This is a genomic window from Thalassoroseus pseudoceratinae (genome assembly GCF_011634775.1).
Classification (GTDB): domain Bacteria; phylum Planctomycetota; class Planctomycetia; order Planctomycetales; family Planctomycetaceae; genus Thalassoroseus; species Thalassoroseus pseudoceratinae.
The window spans coordinates 567673-591960 of the sequence record NZ_JAALXT010000004.1 but is presented as its reverse complement, the minus strand read 5'-3'; the positions used below and the strand labels follow the sequence as shown (position 1 = coordinate 591960).

The 24288-nt window shown below is 54.9% G+C and carries 15 protein-coding genes; 7 read left to right on the top strand and 8 right to left on the bottom strand.

Annotation, left to right across the window (positions count from 1 at the left end):
- The first annotated feature begins 67 nt into the window (after window positions 1–67).
- Window positions 68–3121 (top strand): right-handed parallel beta-helix repeat-containing protein, encoded by a 3054-nt coding sequence (locus tag G6R38_RS16670; RefSeq protein ID WP_166828256.1) that lies wholly within the window; start codon window positions 68–70, stop codon window positions 3119–3121.
- A gap of 29 nt (window positions 3122–3150) precedes the next feature.
- Here G6R38_RS16670 and gmd read toward each other — a convergent pair whose 3' ends face one another.
- From gmd to G6R38_RS16645, 5 genes are all read right to left on the bottom strand, one after another.
- Window positions 3151–4137 (bottom strand): GDP-mannose 4,6-dehydratase, encoded by a 987-nt coding sequence (gmd, locus tag G6R38_RS16665; protein WP_166828253.1) that lies wholly within the window; start codon window positions 4135–4137, stop codon window positions 3151–3153.
- Between the two features lie 235 nt (window positions 4138–4372).
- Window positions 4373–6556 (bottom strand): ATP-dependent DNA helicase RecG, encoded by a 2184-nt coding sequence (gene recG, locus G6R38_RS16660; protein WP_240928233.1) that lies wholly within the window; start codon window positions 6554–6556, stop codon window positions 4373–4375.
- Between the two features lie 69 nt (window positions 6557–6625).
- A complete protein-coding gene (locus G6R38_RS16655) occupies window positions 6626–8059 on the bottom strand; it encodes an amidohydrolase (protein WP_166828250.1) in 1434 nt (477 codons plus the stop codon).
- Between the two features lie 61 nt (window positions 8060–8120).
- The gene (locus tag G6R38_RS16650) at window positions 8121–9626 is read right to left on the bottom strand and encodes a DUF3482 domain-containing protein (protein WP_166828247.1); all 1506 of its coding nucleotides are present in this window, start codon (window positions 9624–9626) and stop codon (window positions 8121–8123) included.
- A 78-nt stretch (window positions 9627–9704) separates the two neighbouring features.
- The gene (locus tag G6R38_RS16645; protein ID WP_166828244.1) at window positions 9705–12254 is read right to left on the bottom strand and encodes a DUF2868 domain-containing protein; all 2550 of its coding nucleotides are present in this window, start codon (window positions 12252–12254) and stop codon (window positions 9705–9707) included.
- Between the two features lie 272 nt (window positions 12255–12526).
- Between G6R38_RS16645 and G6R38_RS16640 the strand changes: the two genes are divergently transcribed.
- Window positions 12527–13396, top strand: coding sequence for an SDR family oxidoreductase (locus tag G6R38_RS16640; RefSeq protein WP_166828241.1), 870 nt, complete (start codon window positions 12527–12529; stop codon window positions 13394–13396).
- A gap of 100 nt (window positions 13397–13496) precedes the next feature.
- On the opposite strand, the gene G6R38_RS16635 is transcribed toward G6R38_RS16640, so the two are convergent.
- The 3 genes from G6R38_RS16635 to G6R38_RS16625 all read right to left on the bottom strand — a co-directional run bounded on the left by G6R38_RS16635 (window position 13497) and on the right by G6R38_RS16625 (window position 15458).
- On the bottom strand, window positions 13497–13637 hold the full coding sequence (locus tag G6R38_RS16635) for a hypothetical protein (RefSeq protein WP_166828238.1): 141 nt from the start codon (window positions 13635–13637) through the stop codon (window positions 13497–13499).
- The gene (locus G6R38_RS16630; RefSeq protein ID WP_166828235.1) at window positions 13618–14559 is read right to left on the bottom strand and encodes a hypothetical protein; all 942 of its coding nucleotides are present in this window, start codon (window positions 14557–14559) and stop codon (window positions 13618–13620) included. The genes G6R38_RS16635 and G6R38_RS16630 overlap by 20 nt, the downstream gene beginning before the upstream one ends.
- 158 nt (window positions 14560–14717) lie before the next feature.
- Window positions 14718–15458, bottom strand: a complete 741-nt coding sequence (locus G6R38_RS16625; protein WP_166828232.1) for a hypothetical protein — start codon at window positions 15456–15458, stop codon at window positions 14718–14720.
- Window positions 15459–16033: 575 nt separating this feature from the next.
- Between G6R38_RS16625 and G6R38_RS16620 the strand changes: the two genes are divergently transcribed.
- The 5 genes from G6R38_RS16620 (at window position 16034) to G6R38_RS16600 (ending at window position 24257) form a co-directional block, all read left to right on the top strand.
- Window positions 16034–16903, top strand: coding sequence for an STAS domain-containing protein (locus tag G6R38_RS16620; RefSeq protein ID WP_166828229.1), 870 nt, complete (start codon window positions 16034–16036; stop codon window positions 16901–16903).
- A 69-nt stretch (window positions 16904–16972) separates the two neighbouring features.
- The gene (locus G6R38_RS16615) at window positions 16973–18238 is read left to right on the top strand and encodes a GspE/PulE family protein (RefSeq protein WP_166828226.1); all 1266 of its coding nucleotides are present in this window, start codon (window positions 16973–16975) and stop codon (window positions 18236–18238) included.
- A 146-nt stretch (window positions 18239–18384) separates the two neighbouring features.
- A complete protein-coding gene (locus G6R38_RS16610) occupies window positions 18385–20538 on the top strand; it encodes a DUF1553 domain-containing protein (RefSeq protein WP_166828223.1) in 2154 nt (717 codons plus the stop codon).
- A gap of 90 nt (window positions 20539–20628) precedes the next feature.
- The gene (locus tag G6R38_RS16605) at window positions 20629–21861 is read left to right on the top strand and encodes a DUF1501 domain-containing protein (protein ID WP_206028614.1); all 1233 of its coding nucleotides are present in this window, start codon (window positions 20629–20631) and stop codon (window positions 21859–21861) included.
- A 128-nt stretch (window positions 21862–21989) separates the two neighbouring features.
- Window positions 21990–24257, top strand: coding sequence for a tetratricopeptide repeat protein (locus tag G6R38_RS16600; protein ID WP_206028613.1), 2268 nt, complete (start codon window positions 21990–21992; stop codon window positions 24255–24257).
- Window positions 24258–24288: the final 31 nt, after the last annotated feature.

Sequence of the window (24288 nt, the reverse complement as noted above, 5' to 3'; positions counted from 1 at the left end):
GCATTTCTCGCCGTCGAAGCTGAAGTCCCGACTTCTCAATCGGGGTTTCCTACCAAGGTTGCTCGCAATGATTGTGTCCCGATTGAGTGGTCTATTGTCTCGTCCAATCGCTCGCCGAGCTCGAATCGGACGGCGACGCCATCCGGGGATCGAGGCGGTGGAACGGTTGGAATACCGAACGATGCTGACCACGTTCTTGGTCGATGCGACGGGCGGTGGGGACTTTACGACGATCCAAGCCGCCGTCGATGCAGCGGCGAACAACGGTGAAGACGACGCCATCACCATTGCTCCCGGCACGTACGTTGAGAATGTGATGATCAGCGGGCAAGACGGCGACTTGTCCTTTCGTGGACTTGGACAGGATCGCGGTGATGTCGTCATCGATGGTAGTGGAGCGGCAACACTGACCGACACGGTGAACATTCAAGCGTCGGGCGGGCAGTCATTCAACCTGGCAAATCTTACCCTAATTGGTGGACGCGACGGAATCAAAATCCAGGGCGTGGCGTCCGGTGGAAACTTAGGGACGCTGCGTCTTGAAGATGTCGATGCTCGTACGAATCAGCTCAGCGGAGTGGCGGCCATCGATGTCGGCATCGCAAGCGTTTTTCGCAGCAATCTGACCGAAAATGGCCACCGCGGGATTTTTGTGTTTAACGCCGGTTCCGTTGCGATCGTGGATTCCAATGCATCGGAAAATACCCGGGACGGTGCTGACATTCGCGAGACTGACGAGGTCTTTCTCTTCGGTAGCCAGTTCAACGACAACCAAAGCGAAGGCGTTTACGCCTCACGCAATGGCACGATTGAGATCTCTGAATCGGAGTTCAACCGCAATGTCGACAACGGATTCGACGCACGTGTGACTGGTTCCATTGTCATCAGCGAGAGTCAGGTCGACGCGAACGGTCCGCTCCCGAGTGGTGAACGGGTTAGCGGGGTCTTCATGTCGGAAGTTGACACCCTCGAAGTCTATTCCACAACCGTCAATGACAACACGGCGAATGGATTCGACGTCTTCAATTTGAACGACATCGCGATTGTTGATGGTTTGAGTTCAACTGGGAACCGATTCGGTGGGCTCCGATTTATTCAAAACACCGACGCCGCGATTGCGAACGACGCCCACGTCACCGTTCAGAATACACGCGTCCAATCCAACGATGGTCGTGGGTTCCATTTTGAGTACATTCGAGCCAACGTGTTCGATTCGCAATCGCTTGACAACGGCATTGTCGGCGACGATATCCGCTTCGCTGGCGGTGGGGTTTACGTGACCGGTGGTGAAGTCCATATCGTGCGGTCGCAGATCTCGAACAACGTCACCGATGTTGCCGCCGGTGGAATCATTGCCCGGGAGCAAGCGACCGTTTTGGTCTCGCAGAGCGAAATCTCGGAGAATGTTTCAACGCGGGGCGGCGGCGGTTTTTGGATTGACCAGGGCTGCACGGTCGTGATCGACAATTCCACGGTCGCGTCAAATTCTGCCAACGGTGTCGGTGGCGGCATTGGCAATCAAGGCGATGTCACACTTCGGAATTCCACGCTCGTGCTCAATACGGCGGATTCTGAATCAATGGACGCTGGTGTGGGCGGCGGAATCTGGACGGATTCGGACTCTTTTGCCGTCACGCGATTGCACAATTCGATTGTCGCCGGCAATCAACTCGGTGACGGCACACCCAACGATTTGGACAACGGTACTGTTGATGCCAGCAGCTCTTCAAACCTGATTGGAGACGCGGCAACGTCGGGCGGGCTCGTCGATGGAACTAATCGGAATCAGGTGGGGAACGGTGGAAGCGGGACACGTGACATTGGCACCGTGATCGAAACAACCCTGGCCCACAACGGTGGCACGACTCGGACTCATGCGTTGGTGGATGATAGTCCCGCCATTGGTGCGGGTGACAATTTGCAAATTCCCGGCGGAGCCGCCACCGATCAACGGGGGGCGGGCTTTCCGAGAATTGTCGGTTCACGAGTGGATATCGGTGCGGTTGAAAGCTCTTTCGTCGAGGCCGGTTTTCAAGTCGATCCGTTGGGGGAAATTCAGGACGAACCCATCGACGCGACCGTCATCAACGGAAGTTACACGCGGCAAGTTGTCGGGAATTTTGGGAACAATACCTCGTCGCCAGGGTTGGATCAGGACGACGATTTCTTCTACTGGAACCCGGTTACGGGAGAAAATCGGTTGGTCTTTGGAGACGGTCGCATTCAATCCAACGTGATCGACCCGAGTGTGATTAACTTCGATTTCCAAGATCTCATCGTCGGCAATTTCGATGGTGAGGGGCAGGACGAAATTTTGTTTTGGAACTTCACGAGCGGAAAGAACCGAGTTGTTCGATTTGAACAAACGACTGGAAACACACAAGCCACGTTTGAAACGAATGTCATCCCTTCAATTCTGATCAATGGCAATGAGTACAACGAGTTGATCGTGGCTCGATTCGATGCGGATTCCTCGGACGATTTGTTTTTCTGGAATCGACGTTCAGGGGCAAACTTGGTTTTCGTGTTCAATCAAGGACTCAAGCCGACCAATTACGCAGGCGAGCGAATTCGTTTGTCGGCTCAACGGGATGTGATCCCGAGTTCGTCGATCAACGGGGAATTCGATCAGGTCGTTGCCGGAGATTTTCGTTCGGGTGGTCTGAGCGAACTCTTGTTTGTCGATTTCGCCTCGGGACGCAATCGATTGGTGGAGTTGGACAGCCTTCCTTCGACAACGCGGTTCACCGATCAGCGGTTTCTCACATTCAATCGGCTCACGAACAACACAATCGAACCGGCGGCAATCAATGGCAACGACTTTTCCATGCTCGTTGTCGGGGACTACGACTTAGACGGAATCGACGATGTGTTCGCGTTTCAGTCCGGGAGTGGACGGAATCGATTGCTGTTGAACTCGACCGAGCCAGCGGCAGATGTCGTGTCGTTCTCGATCGACGCTGAACCGATCGAGTCGCCCGCCATCAATGGCGAGTTCAGCCAGATCGAGGCGGTATTCGTCGAAGCCGAAGACGGATTGTTCAGCTACGGCTTGTTCTTCTGGGATCCGATTACCGGGCGAAACCGTCGTGCGTTTTCGGATCTCGGCGTCAACACCTAACGGGTCGCCATCTCAAAAACCTCAGCCGATCATTCGACTCCGTGGTCGGCGAGGACTTTTTCTTTCTTGGCGGCGACAAGGTCGTGGTCGGTCATGATTTGTGCGAGTTCGCGGAAACTGACTTTCGGTTCCCAACCAAGCACACGACGGGCTTTGCCGAAATCACCATGCAGGTGGTCGACTTCACTGGGGCGGAAGAATTCCGGATCGACGACGACGTAATCTTGCCAGTCGAGGTCGAGGTGTCCAAAAACTTCGTCAAGAAATTCTCGCACGGAATGCGTTTCGCCGCTGGCGATGACGTAGTCATCGGGTTCGCTGTGCTGTAGCATCAGCCACATCGCCTCGACATAGTCACCCGCGAAACCCCAATCGCGTTTTGCGTCGAGGTTACCGAGCCGCAGTTCCTTTTGCAGTCCGAGTTTGATGCGAGCGGCCGCCTGCGTGATTTTGCGAGTCACAAACGCTTGACCACGTCGCGGAGATTCGTGATTGAACAAAATCCCGTTGCAGGCAAACATGCCGTACGCTTCTCGATAGTTGATCGTCTGCCAGTAGGCGTACACCTTCGCACAGGCGTACGGGCTTCGCGGATGGAACGGGGTGGTTTCGGTCTGCGGCGACTCGACGATTTTGCCATACATCTCACTCGAAGACGCTTGGTAAAACCGAACTTGTCGACCGGTGTGCTGTTGGTGTTCGTGAATGGCATTCAAGATGCGTGTGGTGCCGACTCCGGTGACATCCGCCGTCCGCACGGGCAACTCAAACGACAACTTCACATGGCTTTGAGCTCCGAGATGATACACTTCATCCGGTTTGACGGAATCGACGATCTCTCGCAGATTCGTGCCGTCGGCCAAGTCGGCGAAGTGGATCGTCGAGTCGTGATTGAAAAATCCATGTGAAGTGCACGGCGAAATTCCATGCACTTCGTAATCTTTCTCCAGCAGGAATTCGGTCAAATACGAACCGTCTTGACCGGTAATGCCGGTGATCAAAGCCACACGTTTCACTGAATTTCCGTTCCCAACTGTCCTGCGAGTATCGTCAATTGCTAGACCAAGTCTCGTTATAGTGTAGCGGATGGAGTTGGGTATTCCCTGAGAAATACCCCTCAGTGGACGCTACACATGAATGTGTTACGCACTATGACTTACGACTCGGTCCACTGGCAACGCCTATGACCGCCGTTTCCTCGGATGTTACAATTTCGGAGACGGTTCTATCGAATTGGTGAAGGCGGGCGGATCACCCGGTTTGTGGCAAGTCCATGAGTTCTCCGAAACGCTCCAGTACGCGAATTTTGGTGGGAGCGAACTCGGGGGCATCGAAGTCACCCACTTCAACCACTCGAAACGCCACCTTCCGAGTTTCCCGTAGCATTTTCTGATCGAATTCTCGCCGCAGGTCCGCGACTTTCAGTGGCATTTGGCCATGCTGTCGGGTGCCGAGAATATCGCCGGGGCCGCGGAGTTCAAAGTCAGCTTCGGCGATCCGGAAACCATCGGAAGTTTGCTCCATCGCCGTCAGACGTTTGTTTCCTTCGTCGGTTTCGGCATCGGAAAACAAGAAGCAATATCCCTGGAACCGTCCTCGCCCGATCCGACCGCGTAACTGATGCAATTGGGACAGCCCGAATCGTTCGGCTTGGTTGATGATCATCATAGTGGCATTGGGCACGTCCACACCGACTTCCACCACCGTCGTCGAAACGAGCACTTGCGTCTCGCCCTCGCGGAAGGCGTCCATCGCGTTGGCTTTGACTTGGCGATCAAGTTGCCCGTGAACTAACCCCACTTGAAAATCCGCCAGTTCGCCGGTCCGGAGTTGCTCGTAAACGTCCTCGGCACTCGCGGACAAAGAATTCCCATCTTGCGACGGTGCAGGGGATGCGATCGATTCGTCGTTGTCTTCACTCGCCACCCGAGGACACACAACATACGCTTGCCGACCTTTACGGAGTTGTTCCTTGATGAACTTCCAGGCCCGCTCGCGGGATTTCGGTCCGATGACGCGACTGGTCACGATTTTTTGCCGACCAGGGGGGCGATCGGTGATGGCGGTGACATCAAGATCACCAAACTGTGTGAGGCACAGACTCCGCGGAATCGGCGTGGCAGTCATCACAAGAACGTGTGGCGATGTCTCTTCGTCCGTCGAGAAACCCGCTCGTTGCATGACCCCGAATTTGTGCTGTTCATCGATGACGGCCACTCCCAACCGTCCGAACTTCACGCCCTCTTGAATGACCGCTTGCGTGCCGACGACGAGTTGCGTCGCCCCGACGCGGATGTCGTCCAACACTCGCCGCCGCTGAGCCGCCGTCAACTGTCCGGTGAGAAATACCCGTTTCACGCGACTGTGTGAAAGTGCCGCATCGAACGTCGCCCAATGTTGCGAAGCGAGAACTTCCGTGGGGGCCATCAGCACCGCTTGATAACCCGCCGCGATCGCCACCAACATCGCATAGACCGCCACAGCGGTTTTGCCCGCTCCAACGTCAGCTTGCAACAGCCGATGCATCGCTTGACCGCTGGCGAAATCTCGCGTGATATCGTCAATCGCTTGGTCCTGACCGGCTGTGAATTGGAAGGGAAACAGCCGACGAATACGAGCGTCGATCTTGGCTGTGATCGGCAGAACCGGGGCGGCGTGTCGCTTTCGCCAAGCCCGTCGACGCAACGCCAACGCAAGTTGAAACTCGAAGAGATCGTCGAACAGAATCCGCCGCAAGCCCGCTTGGTATTCGTCGGACGACTCCGGCAAATGCACGCTTCGCAGGGCGGCGGGAAGTCGGAGCAAGTTGTGTGCTTCGCGAAACGTATCCGGCAGATGTTCGGGTATGGCGTCGGCGTATTGCTCCACTGCGGTTTGCATCACTCGCCGAACGTGGTTTTGCTGCAAGCCTTCGGTGAGACCGTATCGTGCGAGCATCTCGCCACCGGTCTCATCGTCGATGTTCTGAAGTTCCTGCACGATCGGGTGCGTGAACTCCCATCGACCTTGGCTCCGTTTCGGTTTCCCCGCGAAGGTGACGACCTGTCCGAGCTGATATTTTCGCAAAACCCAAGGCTGATTGAACCATGTTCCCCGCACGGATTCGCTGCCGCAATCGATCAGGATTTTCGTCAGCGTGCGGTTGTTGCGAGTCGGGCGGCTCTCGCGATCGATGACCACGCCCCGCACCGTCTGCACAACATCGGGCACGAGTTCTCGTGGGTCACTGATGTGCGTCAGATCGAGCACTTCCCGCGGCAGATGCCACAACAAATCCGCCACGGTTCGCAACTCGAGCCGAGCGAACAACTCCGCACGATCCGGCCCGCAACCGGGGAGATATTGCAGCGGAGTTAGCAGGGGATCATCGGGCATGACAACATGAGCCGCACAAAATCGGCAAAGTGTGGCATGCCCACAGCTTTGGGTGGGCATGAGATTTCAGTTACGAACGTCGAATCATGCCCATGCAAAGCCATGGGCATGCCACCCAATGATTCGGGTTTAGCGGCTTGCGGGGTTGCGGTAATCCAGTGGTGGTTTCTGACCGGGTTGCATGAGTGATTGATACTCACCGTCACCGAGTCGACGTTTCAATTCCTTGTTTGCGGCTCGGAGCACGTCGGGGCTTTCGAACAAGTCCCATGCCGTCACCGCAAGGGTTTTCGCGGCGAGCACCATGCCTTTCTTTGCGATTTTGGTTCCGCCACACGCGACCGCTTGCCAAGAGTGTCCCGGTGTGCCCGGCACCCAACACGCGGTCGAAAACCCCGTGGTCGGCACGACCCAGGAGACATCACCCACGTCCGTTGATCCCTTTCCGATCGTCCCGCTACGGTCGTTGACTTGGTGAATCTCATCGAGCGATTTTGCGTGCGGCATCGTCGCTTGCAACTTCAGAGCGAATTGAATTTCCTCATCGGTGTATTTCAAATCGTTGAGTTCTTCGAGATTTTTCTTGGCAATCTGAGCCAACGTGTTGTTCGGCATGATCTCGCGAATGCCGCCTTCGAAGCGAATCTTCAATTCGGTTTCCGTGCCAAGGGCGCCGGCTTGGGCACATTTCACCAAGCGTTCGTACAAACCCCGCACGACTTCGCCTTCGGGGTGTCGAATGTAGTAGTAGACTTCGGCGAAGTCTGGGACCACGTTCGGTGCTCCGCCGCCTGCTGTGATGACGTGATGAATGCGGGTGAAGTCCGGCGTGTGTTCTCGCAGAAGTTGAGCGGCGAAGTTGGTGAGTTCAACTGCATCGAGAGCCGAACGACCATGTTCGGGAGCCCCCGCCGCATGGGCACTGCGTCCGATGAATTGAAACTTCACGGCCATTCGTGCCAACGATGACCGGTCCCCCGCGGAGTTTTGCGAACTGGGATGCCAATGCAGGACGGCATCGCAATCCTTGAACAATCCCTCGCGGACCATGAAGACTTTCGCACTCCCGCCTTCTTCCGCCGGGCATCCATAGAACCGCACGGTTCCTTGCAACTCACCGGCTTTGATTTGTTCCGCAATAGCGATCGTCGCCGCCGCGGATGCCACACCGAACAGGTGATGACCGCAACCGTGTCCGTACGTGACCTTGGGGTTCGGCTCCCGATACGGAACTGCGTTTTGCGTCAGACCGGGCAGGGCATCGTACTCGCCGAGAATCCCAATCACCGGTTTGCCGGAACCGTATTCTGCGGTGAAGGCGGTCGGGATATTCGCAACGCCTCGAGTGACTTTCAGTCCAGCTTGTTCCAATTGCTCCGCCAACAACGCGGAAGACTTCCGCTCCTGATACCCCGGTTCCGCCCATTGCCAGATTTGTCGGGCCGTTTGCCAATCGGTATCGGCACGTTTTTCGATCGCTTTGGGCAACTCGGACCGCTGGGCAAAACAGATTCCCTGCGAGAAAGCCAGAACGACGATCAAACCCTGAAGACGCTGAACCATGAAAAACCGTCGATTCGAATGAAAAGTGAAGGGAGAAGCCGGCAATCAACATGACGGGAGATCAGAAGGAAGACTCGAGATTCCCCCGAAGCCATTGTTCAATTTTGGTGAGGAATTCCGTTCGTTGAGCCTCCAATCGTGGGGCAAGCGGACGGGCGATGATGCGACCAAGTTGGCTATCTGTGAACCGTGGCTGAGTGGCGATCTCCGACATTATTTGATTGAGGTCGTTGAGTTGTTTTTTTGAGAAGTGGGGTGGTTTAGTGGTGACTTCAAACTCCGCATCGCTGGCGGCTCCGCAGTGTTGAACGTCTTTGAGCAACGCCGCCGCCCGACCCGTCAGCATTTGCCACATATCCCGATCGGCTTGGATGACCACCGTGCCGGTTTCCTCGTCGTATTGCCGTTTGTCGATGGCGGTTCCGAAAAAGCCCGCCAACCCGCCGATCAATCCGCCGATGACCGCACCGGTTCCGAAAGACGCGCCGCCAACGAATGCATCAATCGTCCCGCCAGTTGTTGCTCCCCCAATCACGCCACCACCGACACCTTTGCCGAACACGCGGAGTGAGTCTTTGCTGAAGACTTCCCGAGTCCACAGCGGGGCGGCTCGACCGGCATCGCCTTGGTTGTGTAAACGGGTGGGTTCGATGTCGTAGATCTCTAGAATCCGTTGGAAGGCTTGAAATTCCCGATCCTGAATTTGCTTGCGGAATTTGTCGACAACAATCGCTTCCACGTCTTTGCGTGTTTCTTTGGTGACACTCGTCGCGCTCTCCCGATAGGAAACGCAATCGAGGAGCATTTCCGCAATTGCTCGTCGAGCGTGCTTGGCCATTTCCTCATTGCGACGACGGCTATCCTCGGATCGCCATTGAAGAAACTTGCGATGAAGCGGATCGTCGTCGAGTTTCTCGATCATCCGCTTGTAGAGTTGCTGCTCGTGTGCAGGGCTGTAGTGGTGAGCGTCGTAGCGGGTGAACTCGTGATAATTGAACCGTCGGAGTGTGGTTTTCCAATCTTGCTCGTGGTTTTCCCGTTCGCTCCCCACAAAATTGAACAATGGCAACACCGGGACCAAGCATTTCGAGAGGATGTGGAAGTCGTCGCGGAGTCGTTCGCTCGGCGGTTGACTGACATCGATCACATACAAAATGATATGGCTCTTCCTTGCCTGTTCGAGAGCCAACCGGTCGTGGCGGTATCGGTCGTCCTGAAAGAATCGCTCGAAGTCCTCGATCTGCGCGAGTTCACCGCATTCTTCGATCGCTAGGCTGGAATATTGGAAGCCGGGTGTGTCGTAAAGCTTCAGATAGGTCTTGCCTTGCAAGATGAACCTTGTGAAACCAACCTCCTGAGTGACACCGGGTTCGTCCCGCACTTCACCGAATTTGCGATCCCGTGTGAACGTCCGTATGATCGACGTCTTCCCATGGTTCGCGTGACCGGCGACCGTCACAACAATCGGATCTTCGTTGATCTGCTCCAAATCCGCAAAGCTATAGCCGTGCAGAAGGGTATCGAGATTGCCCGGCGTGGAATGGTGGGAAGCCGAACCGGTGCTCATTTCCGATCATTTCGTTTCAAACGACACGAATGGTAAATAGACGATTGTTGGAAATCACGGCGGGTTGAAGAGTGCAATTTACGACTGCCCAGAGTTTCCAACCGCCGGACTGGCATGATTATCGCTTGCGACCGTCGATTCGGCAACGATGGTTTCCGTCCGCCGGGCGAGTTCTTCCAACCAGGCATGGGTCTGTTCGGAGGTCGTCAACGGATCGTCGGACAGCGGATCGAGAATTTGCTCCAACATCCGGGCAATCTGTTCTTCCGCCGTGCCTTGGAATTCGAGGATCAACGCCCACAATGCGTTCGGCCGAACCAAGTCGTCGAGTGTGAATGCTGGGATTGCTGATTCCGTTTCGGTTTCGATCGGAGTTTCTGTCGCGGCGTCGTCGCCCGACCAGCCGAACTTGGCGGCCAAATGTGGAGCGTGAGCCGAGACCACTCCACCCAGCATTCCCGCTTTCGCCCCGATCATGGCCGCCGGAACAATGGCAGGGATCAGCGCGGGGGAAGCCATCATGGTAAGTGCTCCGCTGCCAACACCGCACAACACCCCACCCGCCACGGCCCATTTGCCGCTAAGTCGTTGCGTGTATCGGCCAATTGTTTCGCTCATGCGGCTGAGGTGTTCGAGTTTCTCGAATTGCCCGCCGACGGCTCCGGTTGTTTTCTGAACGGCGGCTTGCAATCGATTGGTATCGATCGACACATTCCGAAACGCGTTCTCGAGTTGACTCGCTTGTTTCTGGTACAACCCGCGGAGTTCGTCGTGCAAACGAATGGCATCGCTTCGCAGTTCGTCTTCCGTTTTTTGCGCGGTGTCTCGGCTTGCGTAACCGGAGATCAACGCGGTCGCTTTGCGGATATGTCCGGCTGATTGAACCGAGGCACTCGCTGAGCCATTTCCATTGCGAAGTTCCGCGAGTCTGGATAACCGATCTTCCAACGCCGAGCGTGCCGTCGCGGTCGCATTCTCAAAATCGTATTCCAGTATCCCGCTCTCTTCAAAACCCGATTGAACCGCTCGTTGCGTCCACAATTCGACACGGGCGGAAATCTTCGACGCATCGCCAGTGAACCGTTGTCGCAAACGCTCGCCTCCCGCGAGTAGCATCGTTTTGCTCGTGCGATGATCGAGGGCATCGACGACCTTACGAGCGAAGTCTTCGAACAATCCATCGGGATTGTCGGTCAAGTTCGAGACCAACACGACGCTCCCGATCTCCGTTTGCTGTTCGGCGAGTGTGTTCAGAATTCGTTTGCGGGAATCGCGGGTAGCACCGCTTCCAAGATCCAACGGCTGACCAAGCAATCGCAACGGCAGAGCGGTCTCCCAGCCGTTCTTCGGCGAATCCAAGTCGAATCCAAAGACGGCCACGTTGTTTCCCAGTGGTGGTTCGGTCTCGATGTCTGCATCAGCGGGGGAATCGTCGACGGTTGGTGCCGAAACTGGAGCAGGGGAGACAACAGTGACTGGCGTTGGTGGTTGCGGTGATGGATGTTCTTCCGTGCGGAATGGAGGACTTTCGATCCAATCGAGAATTTGCCGGAAGTACGGTTCGTTCGTTTTCGGAACGAGTTCCCGCCAACCACGTCGTGCGAGGGCAAACGAGATCAACGTCAGCAGAAAACGGGGCAAGACACCGTAATACAGCACAAACGCCAGGAACAATCGTCCCCAGGCTTGTCGGGCGGCTTGCGATTGTTCCGCAATTTCCGTTTCGCTGAGTTTTTCATCGGGCGGGGCGGGAATTTCGCCAGTCGTCAGCCAATGAACATCAGCCGCGTCCGGCACCATCACCATCGGCCAAGATTGAATCGGTTGCGACAACGCTCGCGTTGACTCCAACATGAACTCACTGGAAACAATTGTAGCTCGCCATCGGAAATTGTATTCGCGGAACAGCCCCATTTTGCCGAGCGAGACAAAAATTCCGAGGCTGATCAGCAACCAGATCAAGTTGCTCGTCGCGGCTGTCTCCAAGGCGAATCGCCGGGACTGCTGGCTCAGGGTTTCCAGGGCGGCTTTCGAGAGGGTTTCTGTCTGCTGAACTTGCTCCGGTGTGCGGTCCTTCTCGCGTTTGAGGATGCGTCGCTGCACCCACGGAAGCACTTGGCGGATCAAAAACGACATGACCCAATGCACGACAAGCAACTTCGAAAGCGACCGCGTGGCGAGTCCCGCTTCGGATTGAGTACCGCGTCGAGAAAAAATGGCCGTCACCATCAGCAGTGTGGCAATCGCCATCGACAGCACCAGCGTGATAAGGAAGCCGAAAATCCATTCGACATTCACCACTTCGCCATCGCTCAGCCAAGGCTCGGCGGCACTGAACGCCAACGCAAATGCCAGGATGCATCCCAACACCCGTGAGACTTTCAACCAGCCGACGAGTTCGCCGACCCAACCGGTTTGGAATCCATAGCGAGTTTGGAGAATCTCACCCGCACGGTCGGCGAGCACGCCTTCCGGTTCTGTGAGATGACCGTCGCCGCCCCGCTTCGATTCGTCAGACAGACGCAAATCGATATCGGGGTAATACTTCGGCGTTTCGTTTTCCAACCGTCGGACTGTCTGCACGGCAAGTAAATCGACGAATGGAAGCCGACGGCGAGGTGAAGTCATAGCACCAGACAGGAACAGACAGAATGCGAAAGGGCATGGATTCGAGCGTATCAGTTCGCCCTCATCATATGAGGTTTGCGACGATTGTGCCAATCAGGAAATTCGCTTTCCGCGAAGACGGTGACGATGAATCGGGCACACAACTTGCGGTTCCGCTCAGATGCCGCCCGGGGAGATAACCCACCGCAGAATGGGGCTTCGCACGAATCGTCTTGTGTCAGGCCGCTTCTATAATTCGCAAGTGAGCGAAATTCACTTGAAAGGAACAGCCAATGAAGGATCCACGGACACTGTATCCACAACCTCCGTTTCCGCAAAAGCCTCAAGAGGTGCCAGGCACCGATGAAAAGATGAATCCGCCGGCCGCACATGGCGAGGAATCTTATCAGGGCAGTGGCAAGCTTTCGGGCTACCGCACACTGGTCACTGGGGGGGACAGCGGAATCGGACGAGCAACGGCCATCGCATTTGCGAAAGAGGGGGCGGACGTTGCAATCGCCTACCTCAGCGAAACCAAAGATGCTGAGACGACGAAATCACTTGTCGAAGCCACCGGCCGCAAGGCAGTCTTGATTCCTGGCGATCTCAAAGACGAGAAACACTGTCAACAGGTCATTCAGAAGACAGTCGATGAGCTGGGTGGCTTGGATGTGCTCATCAACAATGCAGCCTACCAGCAGACACGCGACTCAATCGAGGAGTTCTCATCTGAAGTCTTCGACGACATCATTCGCACGAACTTGTACGCGCCGTTCTACCTATGCAAAGCGGCGTTGTCGCACTTGCAACCCGGTGGGAGCATTGTCAATACCGTCTCGATTCAAGGTTACGACCCGTCTGGGATGCTGCTGCCTTACGCGTCGAGCAAATCCGCGTTGATCGGATTCACCAAAGCGGCTGCGAAACTAGCAATCTCGAAAGGGATTCGCGTGAACGCGGTCGCACCAGGGCCGGTTTGGACGCCTTTGATTCCCTCGACAATGCCGAAGGAACAAGTCGAGAATTTCGGTCAGCAAACGTTGTTCGGGCGGCCAGCCCAACCAGCCGAGTTGGCTCCGCTCTTCGTGTGGCTTGCATCGCCAGACGCCAGTTACGTGACTGGAGAGGTTTACGGCGCAACCGGTGGTCAGACACCGTTCTAGACCATTCTGCGATCCTGGAATCGATATCCCGACAACAGAACGAAGCCAGAAAAAGCCCGCCAAGGAAATTGGCGGGCTTTTTGAGTATTCAATGATGGGGCTAATTCGCGGCGGTCCAGTTGTACTGACCGAGTTGCAGAACGAGCATCACGCAGCCAAGAACGAGCGAAAGGAACGCCACGAGCATCAGGCCGGTGTAAATTCCCAGGGATGGTGGCTCATTAGAGCTTCGTGGTGACATCGTCGTTCTCCCGAATTCTGCCGTTGCGGACTTCGTCAATCACGCGGCCAACGGCGGCGTCCGGCGTGGTATACAGAATTTGAATTTGACCAAGGTATTTTCCGCGTCCGTCGGTGTTGTAAACATCCATCACGTGACCTTTGGCGATGCCGTCGTCACTACCGATGGTGATTTCCACCAACACGACTCCGCCATCGGATTTCCGAGTGCGAACCACTTTACCACTCACAGCCGGCGGGGGTTCGGAAGCGGCAACGAATTCATCGATATCAATGCCAGCTTGGTTGACGGCTTGAACGTAGTTCGCCATTTCGTCGAGCAATTTGGTTTGCTTCGCGGCCACTTGCTCGAGTTGGGTTTCTTTGCTGAAGATTTGATCTCGCAAGTCCTGCATCTTCACGACTGCTTGATTCAATTCTTCGTTCAACTTGGCGTTGATGTCTTTGTATTCTTTCGCCTCAACCGCCCGTTGTTTGGCTTCTTGTTGGTTGAGGTCGGAGAGGACTTGCAGCCGATTGGTTTCCTCTTTTTGACGTTCCAGCTCGACTTTGGTATTCGTCAAATCCATGTCAAGTCGTTGCAGTTGCGCTTGGGCATCCGCCAGGTTGTTGGCCAACTGCTTCAGTTGGGCCTTCACGCCCGGAGTGGCGATGTGGCTGGTGAGTTCATCGAAGCGGCCTTGTTGCAGGTATTCGGTCAGGTTGGTTTCAATGACCTCGTCTGCTGCCTCGTCGGCTTCCATCAGTCGGATTTTCTCGTTGGCCTCACTGAGTTGGCCGCTGAGCTTCGTGACTTCATCCTGAGAACTGTTGTAGGCGGTTTGCCAATCTTCTTGGAAGCTGTACACGGCTCCCGCGAATGCCATAAAGCAAACGCTGAGAATCATTTGCACAACGACCAGAATTTTTCCAACGAAAGTCATCCTGCCGCTCCTTGTCAAATCGATCGGCGTCTGTTTGGGCTGCAAAACTGACGGGATCGGAAAAAATTAACGAATTCCTATGGGGTGAACGCCTTCGAGACCCGAATGCCAATGTGCGACGAACCGCACTGTAGGTTCCATGAACCGCGACACTCGAATCACGAACGCTCGTTGGTAACGGCTGAGGCAGTGGGGACCGAGCTAACGGTCTTGTCCGAATCTTGCTTTGCCAGCCGAGTCTTCAATTGTTCGCGTCGATTCTCGAGCCGATTGATCGTGCCCTGATAGCGTTCGCGGACATCGCGTAGTTTCCGTTGCAACTCAACGATTCGGAAGCGGTCGGCTTCCAGTTCCTCGACGAGATTCTGCAGACGGAACACGTCATCGCGACGCAACTTCGCTTCATCGTGCAGGGCTTCGGCTTCCTGAGCCTTCTGGGCCAATTGGGTTTGGGCGTCGTGAACTTGTTGGTTCAGGCCCGCAATCTGCTTTCGCAGATTGTCTTGCGTGAGTTCGATGGACTTAATGTCAGCGAGAATAAAGTTTTGCGTCGTTGCAATACTTTGTTTCAAGAATGGAATGCTCGGTTGCTGGGGCGAGCCTTGCTGTAACTCGGTGATTCGTGTTTGCTGTTTTTGCTTCTTTTCGTTGAACGCATCCACGATCTTCTGAGCCAAAACCGGCGATGGGGAACCCACGTTCTGACCGGTTTCCAAGTTCTTGACCGACCACGTCGGGTTTTCGCCTTCCGAGCGAGTGAACTGGTACTCGGGAAGCTCTTCTTCGGCGATTCCCTTCCAGTTCGGACCACCCACACCCGCAACCCCGGCGATGGCCAGGAATCCGAGGCTGAAGACGGTGACGAGAACCGCTAACACTTTGCTGATTGTCGTTAACACACCGCACCTTCAAGAGTTGAATCAACCGGGGAGGTTATCGAGTTGGCGTCCCGCTGAGTTGGGATTGGAGGCAATCCTTATTGTGATTGGGGACGTTGTGTGACATCTGAATCTATGTGACTTGGGCACGGAACCCTGCACTTTTTGATCTTACGAGCCAATCGAGGGGCTGTCAAACAAATTCCAGACCACTGATCAAGTCGGAAGCCAAGTCCTGGGCAACTGTTGCAACGATTGATACCGTCACCACGATCACGGTTTTCGTTCCAACGGGCGCGACCGGATCGCTGACGAAACTTTCGCGGCAGAATCCCCGGAAAAGGTGAAGAGGAACTTCCCAGAAAATTCCCCAGGGGAACCATTGCGTTTCACGCTGGTGCCGACCATGATGACTGAGGGTGTTTCTTCAAGATTGTACTCTTGATTCAGACATCTATCTTCAACTATTTCCAAATTTTATGCTTATCAACGGTTGTCGGTCGGGCCATTCGACGGAGCCACTGTTCCGTCCAATTCAGCATCAATCATTCGTTTGTGATTTTCAGATCGTCGGCCCGTCATAAGGAGGGTCTCTCGTGTCCACAGGTGAGTCCACTTTGCACTATGAGACACTTTCGGGGCGGCATGTCGTTGTGCTCAATCCCGTGCTTGCCGATGCTCCTTGGACCGACGTCGAAGCCGCCGGAAGCCATGTGATTCAACTGATCCGAGAAGACACTGAACCAGGGGTTCTCGTCGATCTCACCAAGCTGAATTACATCAGCAGCACGATGGTGGCATTGGTGGTGCGGATTTGGAAATCGGTCAATGCCGTCGGTGGTCGCATGATTGTGGTCACGACTCATCCGGTTGTCGAGGAGGTCTTGCAGATCGCCGGACTACTGAAGGTCTGGGAAACCGCCGACTCGCGAGAGGAGGGGTTGGAGAAGCTCGGGCAACCGCGTCAGGCTCAGATCGAAAAACGGGAAAGTCAGGTCGTCGCCGTGGCGGCTCCGCTGATGGCGATCGTGGCATTCGGCTGTTGCATCCTGTTTTGGTTGAAGCCGACGCTATTCAATCAGTTGGTTTGGACGACGTTGATCATCGGGAATGCGACGGTCGCGGCAATTCTCGGGGTGTTGAGCATCGCGAAATACCAAGGTGGTCTTCGCGTGTTGGGAGCGTGCACGGTGGCTGTCGCGGTTTGCACGATCCTAATGAGCCAGTTAGTCGATCCTGCATCGTTGCGGGCGGCTCTTCGCAATGCCCTGGCCGATCCCGATGCCAATGACGTCGAGCAAGACATCGAGAATACCAACGCCGTCGAGCACGCAGAACCCGTCATCGAGGGTGAAAACGAAGTCGGGAAAGACGATGCCGGTGCCGACCCGCATTCGGCGGTCTTGGAACCCTCCGATGGGAGTGGTGAAGACGAAGGAAGTCTGCCGGAAGACGATCTGAAATGAGAAAACACTGAGAGTATCTCCGCAATCGATGCCTCAACCGCCATCTAGAATTGAAGAGACGATCTCCCCATGAACCAGAGTAATCAGGGAAATTCGGATTTGGAGGGCCGGCAGAATGCGTTGCGGGCCGAATTGAACCAACTTCAAGACGTGGTCGGTCCGGGGCCGTTGGTCGATTTGCTCTTGGAACGGGCATTCCAACTGAAAGCCACCGATATTCACCTCGACCCGACCAGTAATGGACTTCGGGTTCGGTTGCGAGTTGACGGTTTGCTGCACGATATCGTCAAGCTCCCGCCATCAATGACTTCACACGTGATTTCTCGTGTCAAACTGATGGCCAACATGAACCTCACCGAGCGAAGGTTGGCACAGGATGGCCGAATCTCAGGTTCCATGGCTGATCAGCCTCGGGACATCCGAGTCGGAAGCGGGCCCACAATTCACGGCGAGCGAATTGTTCTTCGACTAATGCCCCAAACGGACGGGTTCCAGGAATTGGAAGACTTGGGGCTGGAACCGGAGCAGGCGCAGGTGCTGCGTGAACAACTCGAGTCACCTTACGGAATGTTGTTGAGTGTCGGCCCCGTCGGGTCGGGCAAGAGCACGACCATGTATAACTGCATGGAACGTCTCAACGATCCGCACCGCTGTTTGACCACGCTCGAAGATCCCGTGGAACGCCGTCTCGAAAACGTCGTGCAGGTTCAAACGGACAACAAGATCAACTTCGGATTTGTCGAGGCATTGCGGGGCGTATTGCGGCAGGACCCCGATGTGCTCATGATCGGCGAAATCCGTGATGCGGAAACCTCGCATATTGCCTGCCGGGCCGCTTTGACCGGCGTGTTGGTTCTGTGCACGATGCATGCAAACGATTGTGCAAGCACCATTGACGTATTCCGCGAATATGACGTGCCCCCCATGTTCATCGCTGACAGTGTGCGGTGCATCATCACTCAGCGGCTTGTGCGGCGGGTCTGTACCAAAGCCCGCGAGTTGTACCATCCCGATGAAGCCACATGTCGCATCTTGGACATCGATCCTGAAGACGCCGCCTCCGTGAACTTGGCACGGGGAATTCCCTCTGTCGAAAACTTTCACACCGGCTATTCGGGACGAGTTGGGGTGTTCGAAGTCATGGCGATCACCAAGTCGGTACGTGAGGCGATTCTGAAAGGGAAAAGCAGTAGCGAGATTCGCGAACTCGCCATGCAAGACGGCATGATGACCCTTGAGACCGCCGGGCGAAAGAAAGTTCTGGCGGGCACAACCAGTATTGAGGAACTGCATCGTCTGATGTTGTCGTCAACGCTCGGCGAAAACCGGTCCTGACGGAATTTCTGAGACGATTCCCAGGAAAAAATGTCGAAAAACTTCGGTTTTGGGGTAACGCTGCTCTGAGAATGCTCATTCCTTGATAACCACACGTTCCAAAACTTGGATATTCGTTCCAACGATTCGTGGGAGAGGATTCTCGGATGATCACAAGTTCCCGTTGGACAATTGGCTTGTTCGTCGCTTTCTGCGGAATCGTTTCCGTGGGATCGGCGGCGGAAATTCCCTCGCTTGACGAAGTTCTGCAAGCAGAGCTTGAACGCGGCGGAGTCGACTCCGAGCCATTGTCCCCAGTCGACGACTTGGCGTACTTGCGACGAGTCAGTGTCGATTTGATTGGCCGAATTCCGACTGGAGCGGAAATCGACGAGTACATGGCGTGGCCAAAATCCGTTCGTCGGCAGGAAGTCGTCGAGAAGTTGCTTCAACACGAACGCTTTTCCGACCGATGGACCGCTTTCTATGCCGATCTGCTTCGTTTGCGGAGTAACGCCGAAGGCGGAGCCGCGTTGATCGCATATGTCCATAATGCTGTCGAAGAGGGCATGCCCTACGATGAATTGGCTCGTCGATTGATTTCTTCCGGCGGAAAAGCCGGGGCCGTTCCTGAAGTTGGCTTTATTTTGGGGGACGACGCTGATCCCATGGCGCTCGCTGGGATCACGTCGCAAGTCTTCATGGGTATTCGGATTTCCTGTGCCCAGTGTCACGATCATCCGTTCGACAAATGGACCCAGAAGGACTTCTACGGATTCGCGGCCTACTTCGGAAAAACGCGACGTCAAGAACGACGCATCAACGATCGTGTTCTCGGGGTCTATACCACCGAGCTTCCACAATCGACCGTCATGTGGCCGCCGGAAGGTGCGGCCGACACCGAAAAGCGTCAGCCGATGCCGCCCGTCTTTCCAATTTCCTTTGTGGAGGAGGAGAGCCGGTATCGTCCGTTGGCTCGGCTGAATCAACTTCGTCAAAAGGATGAGGCTCCAGAGCCAGTCGCCTCGAATGAGCCCTCGCTTGATGATCTGCTCGCCGGTGCGGCCAAAAAAGCCGAGCGGCAAACCGATGGGTCTTTGGGCTCACTCGATGTCTTTGACGAAGCCAAGAACGATGTTCGCGGGATCGATCTCAAAGCTGCTGCCTATCGAAACAGCGAGTTGCGGGCAAAGCTCGCCGAATTGATCACCGACCCGCGAAACCCGTACTTCTCTCGCTCATTCGTCAATCGTGTGTGGGCAGAGTTGGTAGGGCGAGGGTTCGTGGAGCCGATCGATGACTTCAGCGAAAACAATCCGGCTACCCATCCTGAAACACTCGCCTTTCTCGCGGATGAGTTTGTTGCCAACGGTTTCGATCTGCGAAAACTCGTGAAGATGATTGTACTGAGCGATGCCTACCGCCGCTCACGGGCCGACGGTTTGCCGGAAGCCGAGCGATTGGCGTTGGAACGCAATTTCCAAGCAGCTCCGATGCGTCGCATGATCAGTGAAGTTCTTTACGACAGTATTATCACCGCCGGTCATCTTTTTGAGGTGAAGCATCCGGAAGGGCAAAATCTCAAAACGGTCTGGAAAGAAAGCCGCCTGACCAAGAAGCCGTCAGGGAATGATTCCATCGATTTGGCTGCAATTCAGACGAAACCTAAAACAAATGCGGCGATGTCAAAAACGATGTCCGGGCCGCAAGCGATGTCTTCCAAGCAGTCTGGGTATGACTTTGAGAAGGCCATTGAGATCGACTTCGATGCCGTACTCGCGGATGCCAAGACTGAAGATGCCATCGAAGTCGAACAGATGACCGTCAAGACACCGGAAGAACTCGAAGCTGAACGACTTGCGAACGAGATGAAGCGTCAGCGGATGGGGTATGTCGATGTCTTTACTCGAGCGATTGTCGATGACAACCCGGTTTATTCCACCGCCATGCGGATGCAGTCACCGGCACCTGATGGGCACTTCGTGCGAGTGTTCGGTCAAACCGATCGCAACGAACTCGGTGCTGAACGCGATCAAAGCCCCACGATGCGGCAAGCCTTGATGATTCTCAACGGCAAGTTGACGAATGAAGCGGCTCGTGTTGGGGAACTTGAGCCGATCTATCCTTACATCTCCGGCGAGAGTCCTGATCTGGATTCCGCAATTCGTTTGGCCTACCGCGAAATTCTGACCCGAAAACCAACGAAATCTGACTTGGAGAACGGTCGGGAAGTTATCGGATTCGCCGAAACACCGAAGCAAGGTTTGGCCGATCTGCGTTGGGTCTTGCTGAACTCTCATGAGTTTCGGTTCTTGCCGTAAGGCCGAACACAATGTCTTGATGTCAAATCACCAATTCCTTTCTGGATGCAAAGGGTGCCAGGTATGAGTCGAGGATGTGCAGATTATCGAATGTCTCGCCGAGCCATGCTGGGAGCGACCGGCGCAACTTTGCTAGGGTTGCAAGTGCGGCACCTTTTGGCCTACGCCGGAACAGCTGGCGAGCAGAAGGCCGAACACGTCATTCTGTTCTGGAATGGCGGCGGCATGAGCCACATCGACACCTGGGATCCCAAACCGGGGCGGCCCACCGCTGGGGAGTTTCTGCCGATCGACACCTCGGCCGAAGGCGTGCAGATTTCGGAGATCTTCCCCGAACTTTCCAAGCAAATGCACCATGCCGCGTTGATTCGCTCGATTGCCGGAACACAAGGTGCCCACGGTCAAGCGACGTACAACCTGCAAACCAGTTACACGCAAACGCCGAACATTCAGCACCCTGGGATCGGTTCGGTGGTGACCCATGAGAAACAGAAAATCGGCGATTTGCCGGCATTTGTTTCGATCAGCGGTCGGGCTCGGAAAGCCTCGTATCTTGGACAACGCTGCGAAGCCTATTTCGTCCCCCGGCCTGGTGCTCAGGACCCATATCTGGCATTCCCCGAAGGAATTACGCGGACACGAGGTGATCGCCGACTGGAAATTCTGTCGAAGTACAACAATCGGTATGCTAGCAACAAGCAAGCCGCCGCACTGACTGCCACAGAAACCGCCATCGACGATGCCGTCACGTTGATGCGGTCGCCTGCGTTGGAAGCTTTTGAGTTGAACACCGTACCCACGACAACACTAAACCGCTACGGCGATACCACGTTCGGTCGAGGGGCACTATTGGCGAAACGGTTGATTGAAACGGGCGTGCGATTCGTGCAGGTCAACCGTGGTGGTTTCGACACGCACTCCAACAATTTCCCGGCGATGCGTGGGCATGGCCAGGCGATGGATTCGGCACTCGCTTCGTTGATCGCCGATCTGCATGAGAACGGCATGCTGAAGAAAACACTGATCATCATGCTTAGTGAATTCGGCCGAACGCCCAAGATTAACATGAACGCCGGTCGTGATCACTGGCCGAACGTGTTTAGTTGTTTCCTTGCTGGTGGTGGGATTCAAGGCGGGCAGGTGATTGGCTCCTCGGATGCCGACGGTTTCGATCCGCATGATCGGCCAGTACAAGTCGCCGACTTGCACGCCACGATCTGTCACACATTGGGGATTGATCCTGACAAGGAAGTCCTCACACCATTACAGCGACCGATGAAACTGGTCGACAACGGCACGCCAGTTTCCGAACTGTTTAGCTAAAGTGTCCAAAATTCTACGACAAGCCACGAGCGATTCGCTTGTGGCTTTTTCAATATCGACTGTTCAAAATACGAATGGTTCTTTGCTGACCGATCGTGTTTCGAATCTGCCTGGATAATGTCATGCTCATGGCTCGATTGTTTCTCCTTGTTACGTTGGTCATTCTTGGACAGACATCACTCGTGGCCCAAGAGTCGCCACGGCCTAGCCGAGGTTCGTTCATTGAGGACCGTGCCGCCAAAAAGCTTCTCGAAGCCGGTGATGCCCGTTTGGAAGCGGACGAAACACGCAAGGCAGTCGAAATTTGGCAAAGTGTGATCGAACGCTATCCACGGAGCAAAGTTCGCTTCGAGGCCCACATGCGATTGGGCGATTTCTTTCTCAATCGTGAACGAGCTTACGACCGCGCACGAGCCCAGTTCCAAGCGGCAGCCGACGAGGAAAATCGAGATGCCGACGCACGAGCCAAAGCTCTTGTGCAAATGGGAATTTGTTTTTACGAGGTTCGCAATTACGGGAAATGTTTCGCGATCATGCGGGATGTGATCGAGCAGTACCCGGTGAGTAGCGAAGTTAACAGAGCTTATTATTACATCGGACTCGGGCACTTCCAGTTGGGGCATTACAGTCGGGCGATTGATTCGCTTGAGAAGGTCGGCACGGCGTTGACCGAAGACGACAGCCGCCGCGAAAAAGCGGAAGCCGGCAAACGGCTTTTTATCAAAATCGACGATGCCGACCTCGCCGCCTTAGAGCCAGGCCAATCCATTGAAGTTCTCTGTGAAACGAGTGGTGGGGACAGCGAAAAAGTTCGTTGCTTTCAACTGGGGCGCAATGTGCGTGTAATGCTAGGCAACATCTCCACGCAACTCGGACCGCCACAGCAATACAACGAGACATTGGAAGTGAAGGGTGATGACTCCATCACTATTAGCTACATCGATGAACACACCGCCGACCGGGAATTCAATCGCCCGGTTACCCGCAACATTCCGATTGTCGCGAACGCAATTGTGCAAATGACGGATGGTGCCTATCGCGAAACACTGCAAGGCGTTGTGCTGGGAAAACCAGTCAATGTGCAAATCACGGATTACGATCGAGATCGTGGCGCGAGTGTGGAATCGGTAACGGCTGTCGCTGAAGTCTATCGTCGCAAGACTGAAGAAGAACTCAACGATGAGATCGCGACATTAGCCGGTGCAAACTCTGTGGAAGTTTCTCAAGACTCCGAAGCAGCCATCGAACCGGACCCTTACAAACTCATCGACCGGGTCGAACTATCGCTGACGGAATCAAAGACAGTTCAACTCGCTGAGTCATTGCAGGATGAAGACCAGGCGGCTGATAGTCCTTCGGAGACTACTGTCGAAGGGGTGTTTACCGGAGTGTTCCGAACCACGGTTCCACTCATTAAAGCGGAAACCGTCGTGAGTGATGACGACATTCTGCAAGCACTCACGGGCGATGTCATCCGCGTGACTTATCTCGACGAGAAAAACACTAGTGCCGGTGCAAACTCGGTTCAGGCGTCCGCAAAGTGCGTTGACGGAAACCTCGGTGGAGTACGCGTGACACGAAGCGTAATTAGCGATGAAGAATTGCGAATTCGCACAAGACTGCGAACCGCTGACGCCCTTACGAATATCGGTAACCGTTACAAAGAGTTTGGACTGCAAAAGCAAGCGGATGCCAAGTATCAACAAGCGTTGGAAGTTTGTGAAGACGTGACTCGCGATGCCGTCAAACTCGGTGGGGCACTGCTCGAACAGACTTACGTGCAGCTTTGGGAAATCTATTATGAGATGGATAATCTCAATCTCGCAGCGGCAATGGCGACACGACTACAACGCGAGTTTCCTAATAGCGGGTTCGTTGACGACGCCTTACTACAACTCGCGGATGTGGCTCGAACGCAAGGCAATATCAACCGTGCGATCGGTATCTACAACCGTCTGGTAAGCATGCAAAGTAGTGACCTGCGTGGCGAAGCGCAATTCGGAATCGCGGCTTGCTACGAGCAACTCGCCGAAGACACCGATGAAGCAAGACGGTCACAACTTCTCGACCGGGCTTTCCAGGAGTACAAAAAGGTTTTTGATCAGTTCCCCGAAAGTGGACGAGTCGGTGAAGCCGTTTCCAAGATGGCGAACCATTACTACCAACAACAAGACTACGCCCGAGCCATCGATACGTTCGAAACTGTGCTAACGGACTACCCAGACGCGAAGTTTCTTGATGTGATTCTTTTTAACTATGGGCGATGCTTGTATCGCATGAACCGGCGTGCCGATGCTCGGCGGCGATTTGACCAACTCATCTCCGAGTTCCCCGAAAGTCCGCTTGCCACTGATGCGAAGAAGATCTCCGATGCTCTGGCGAGAGCTGGTGTCTAGATCACATTGATGATGTGTGTTGCGTCCGATT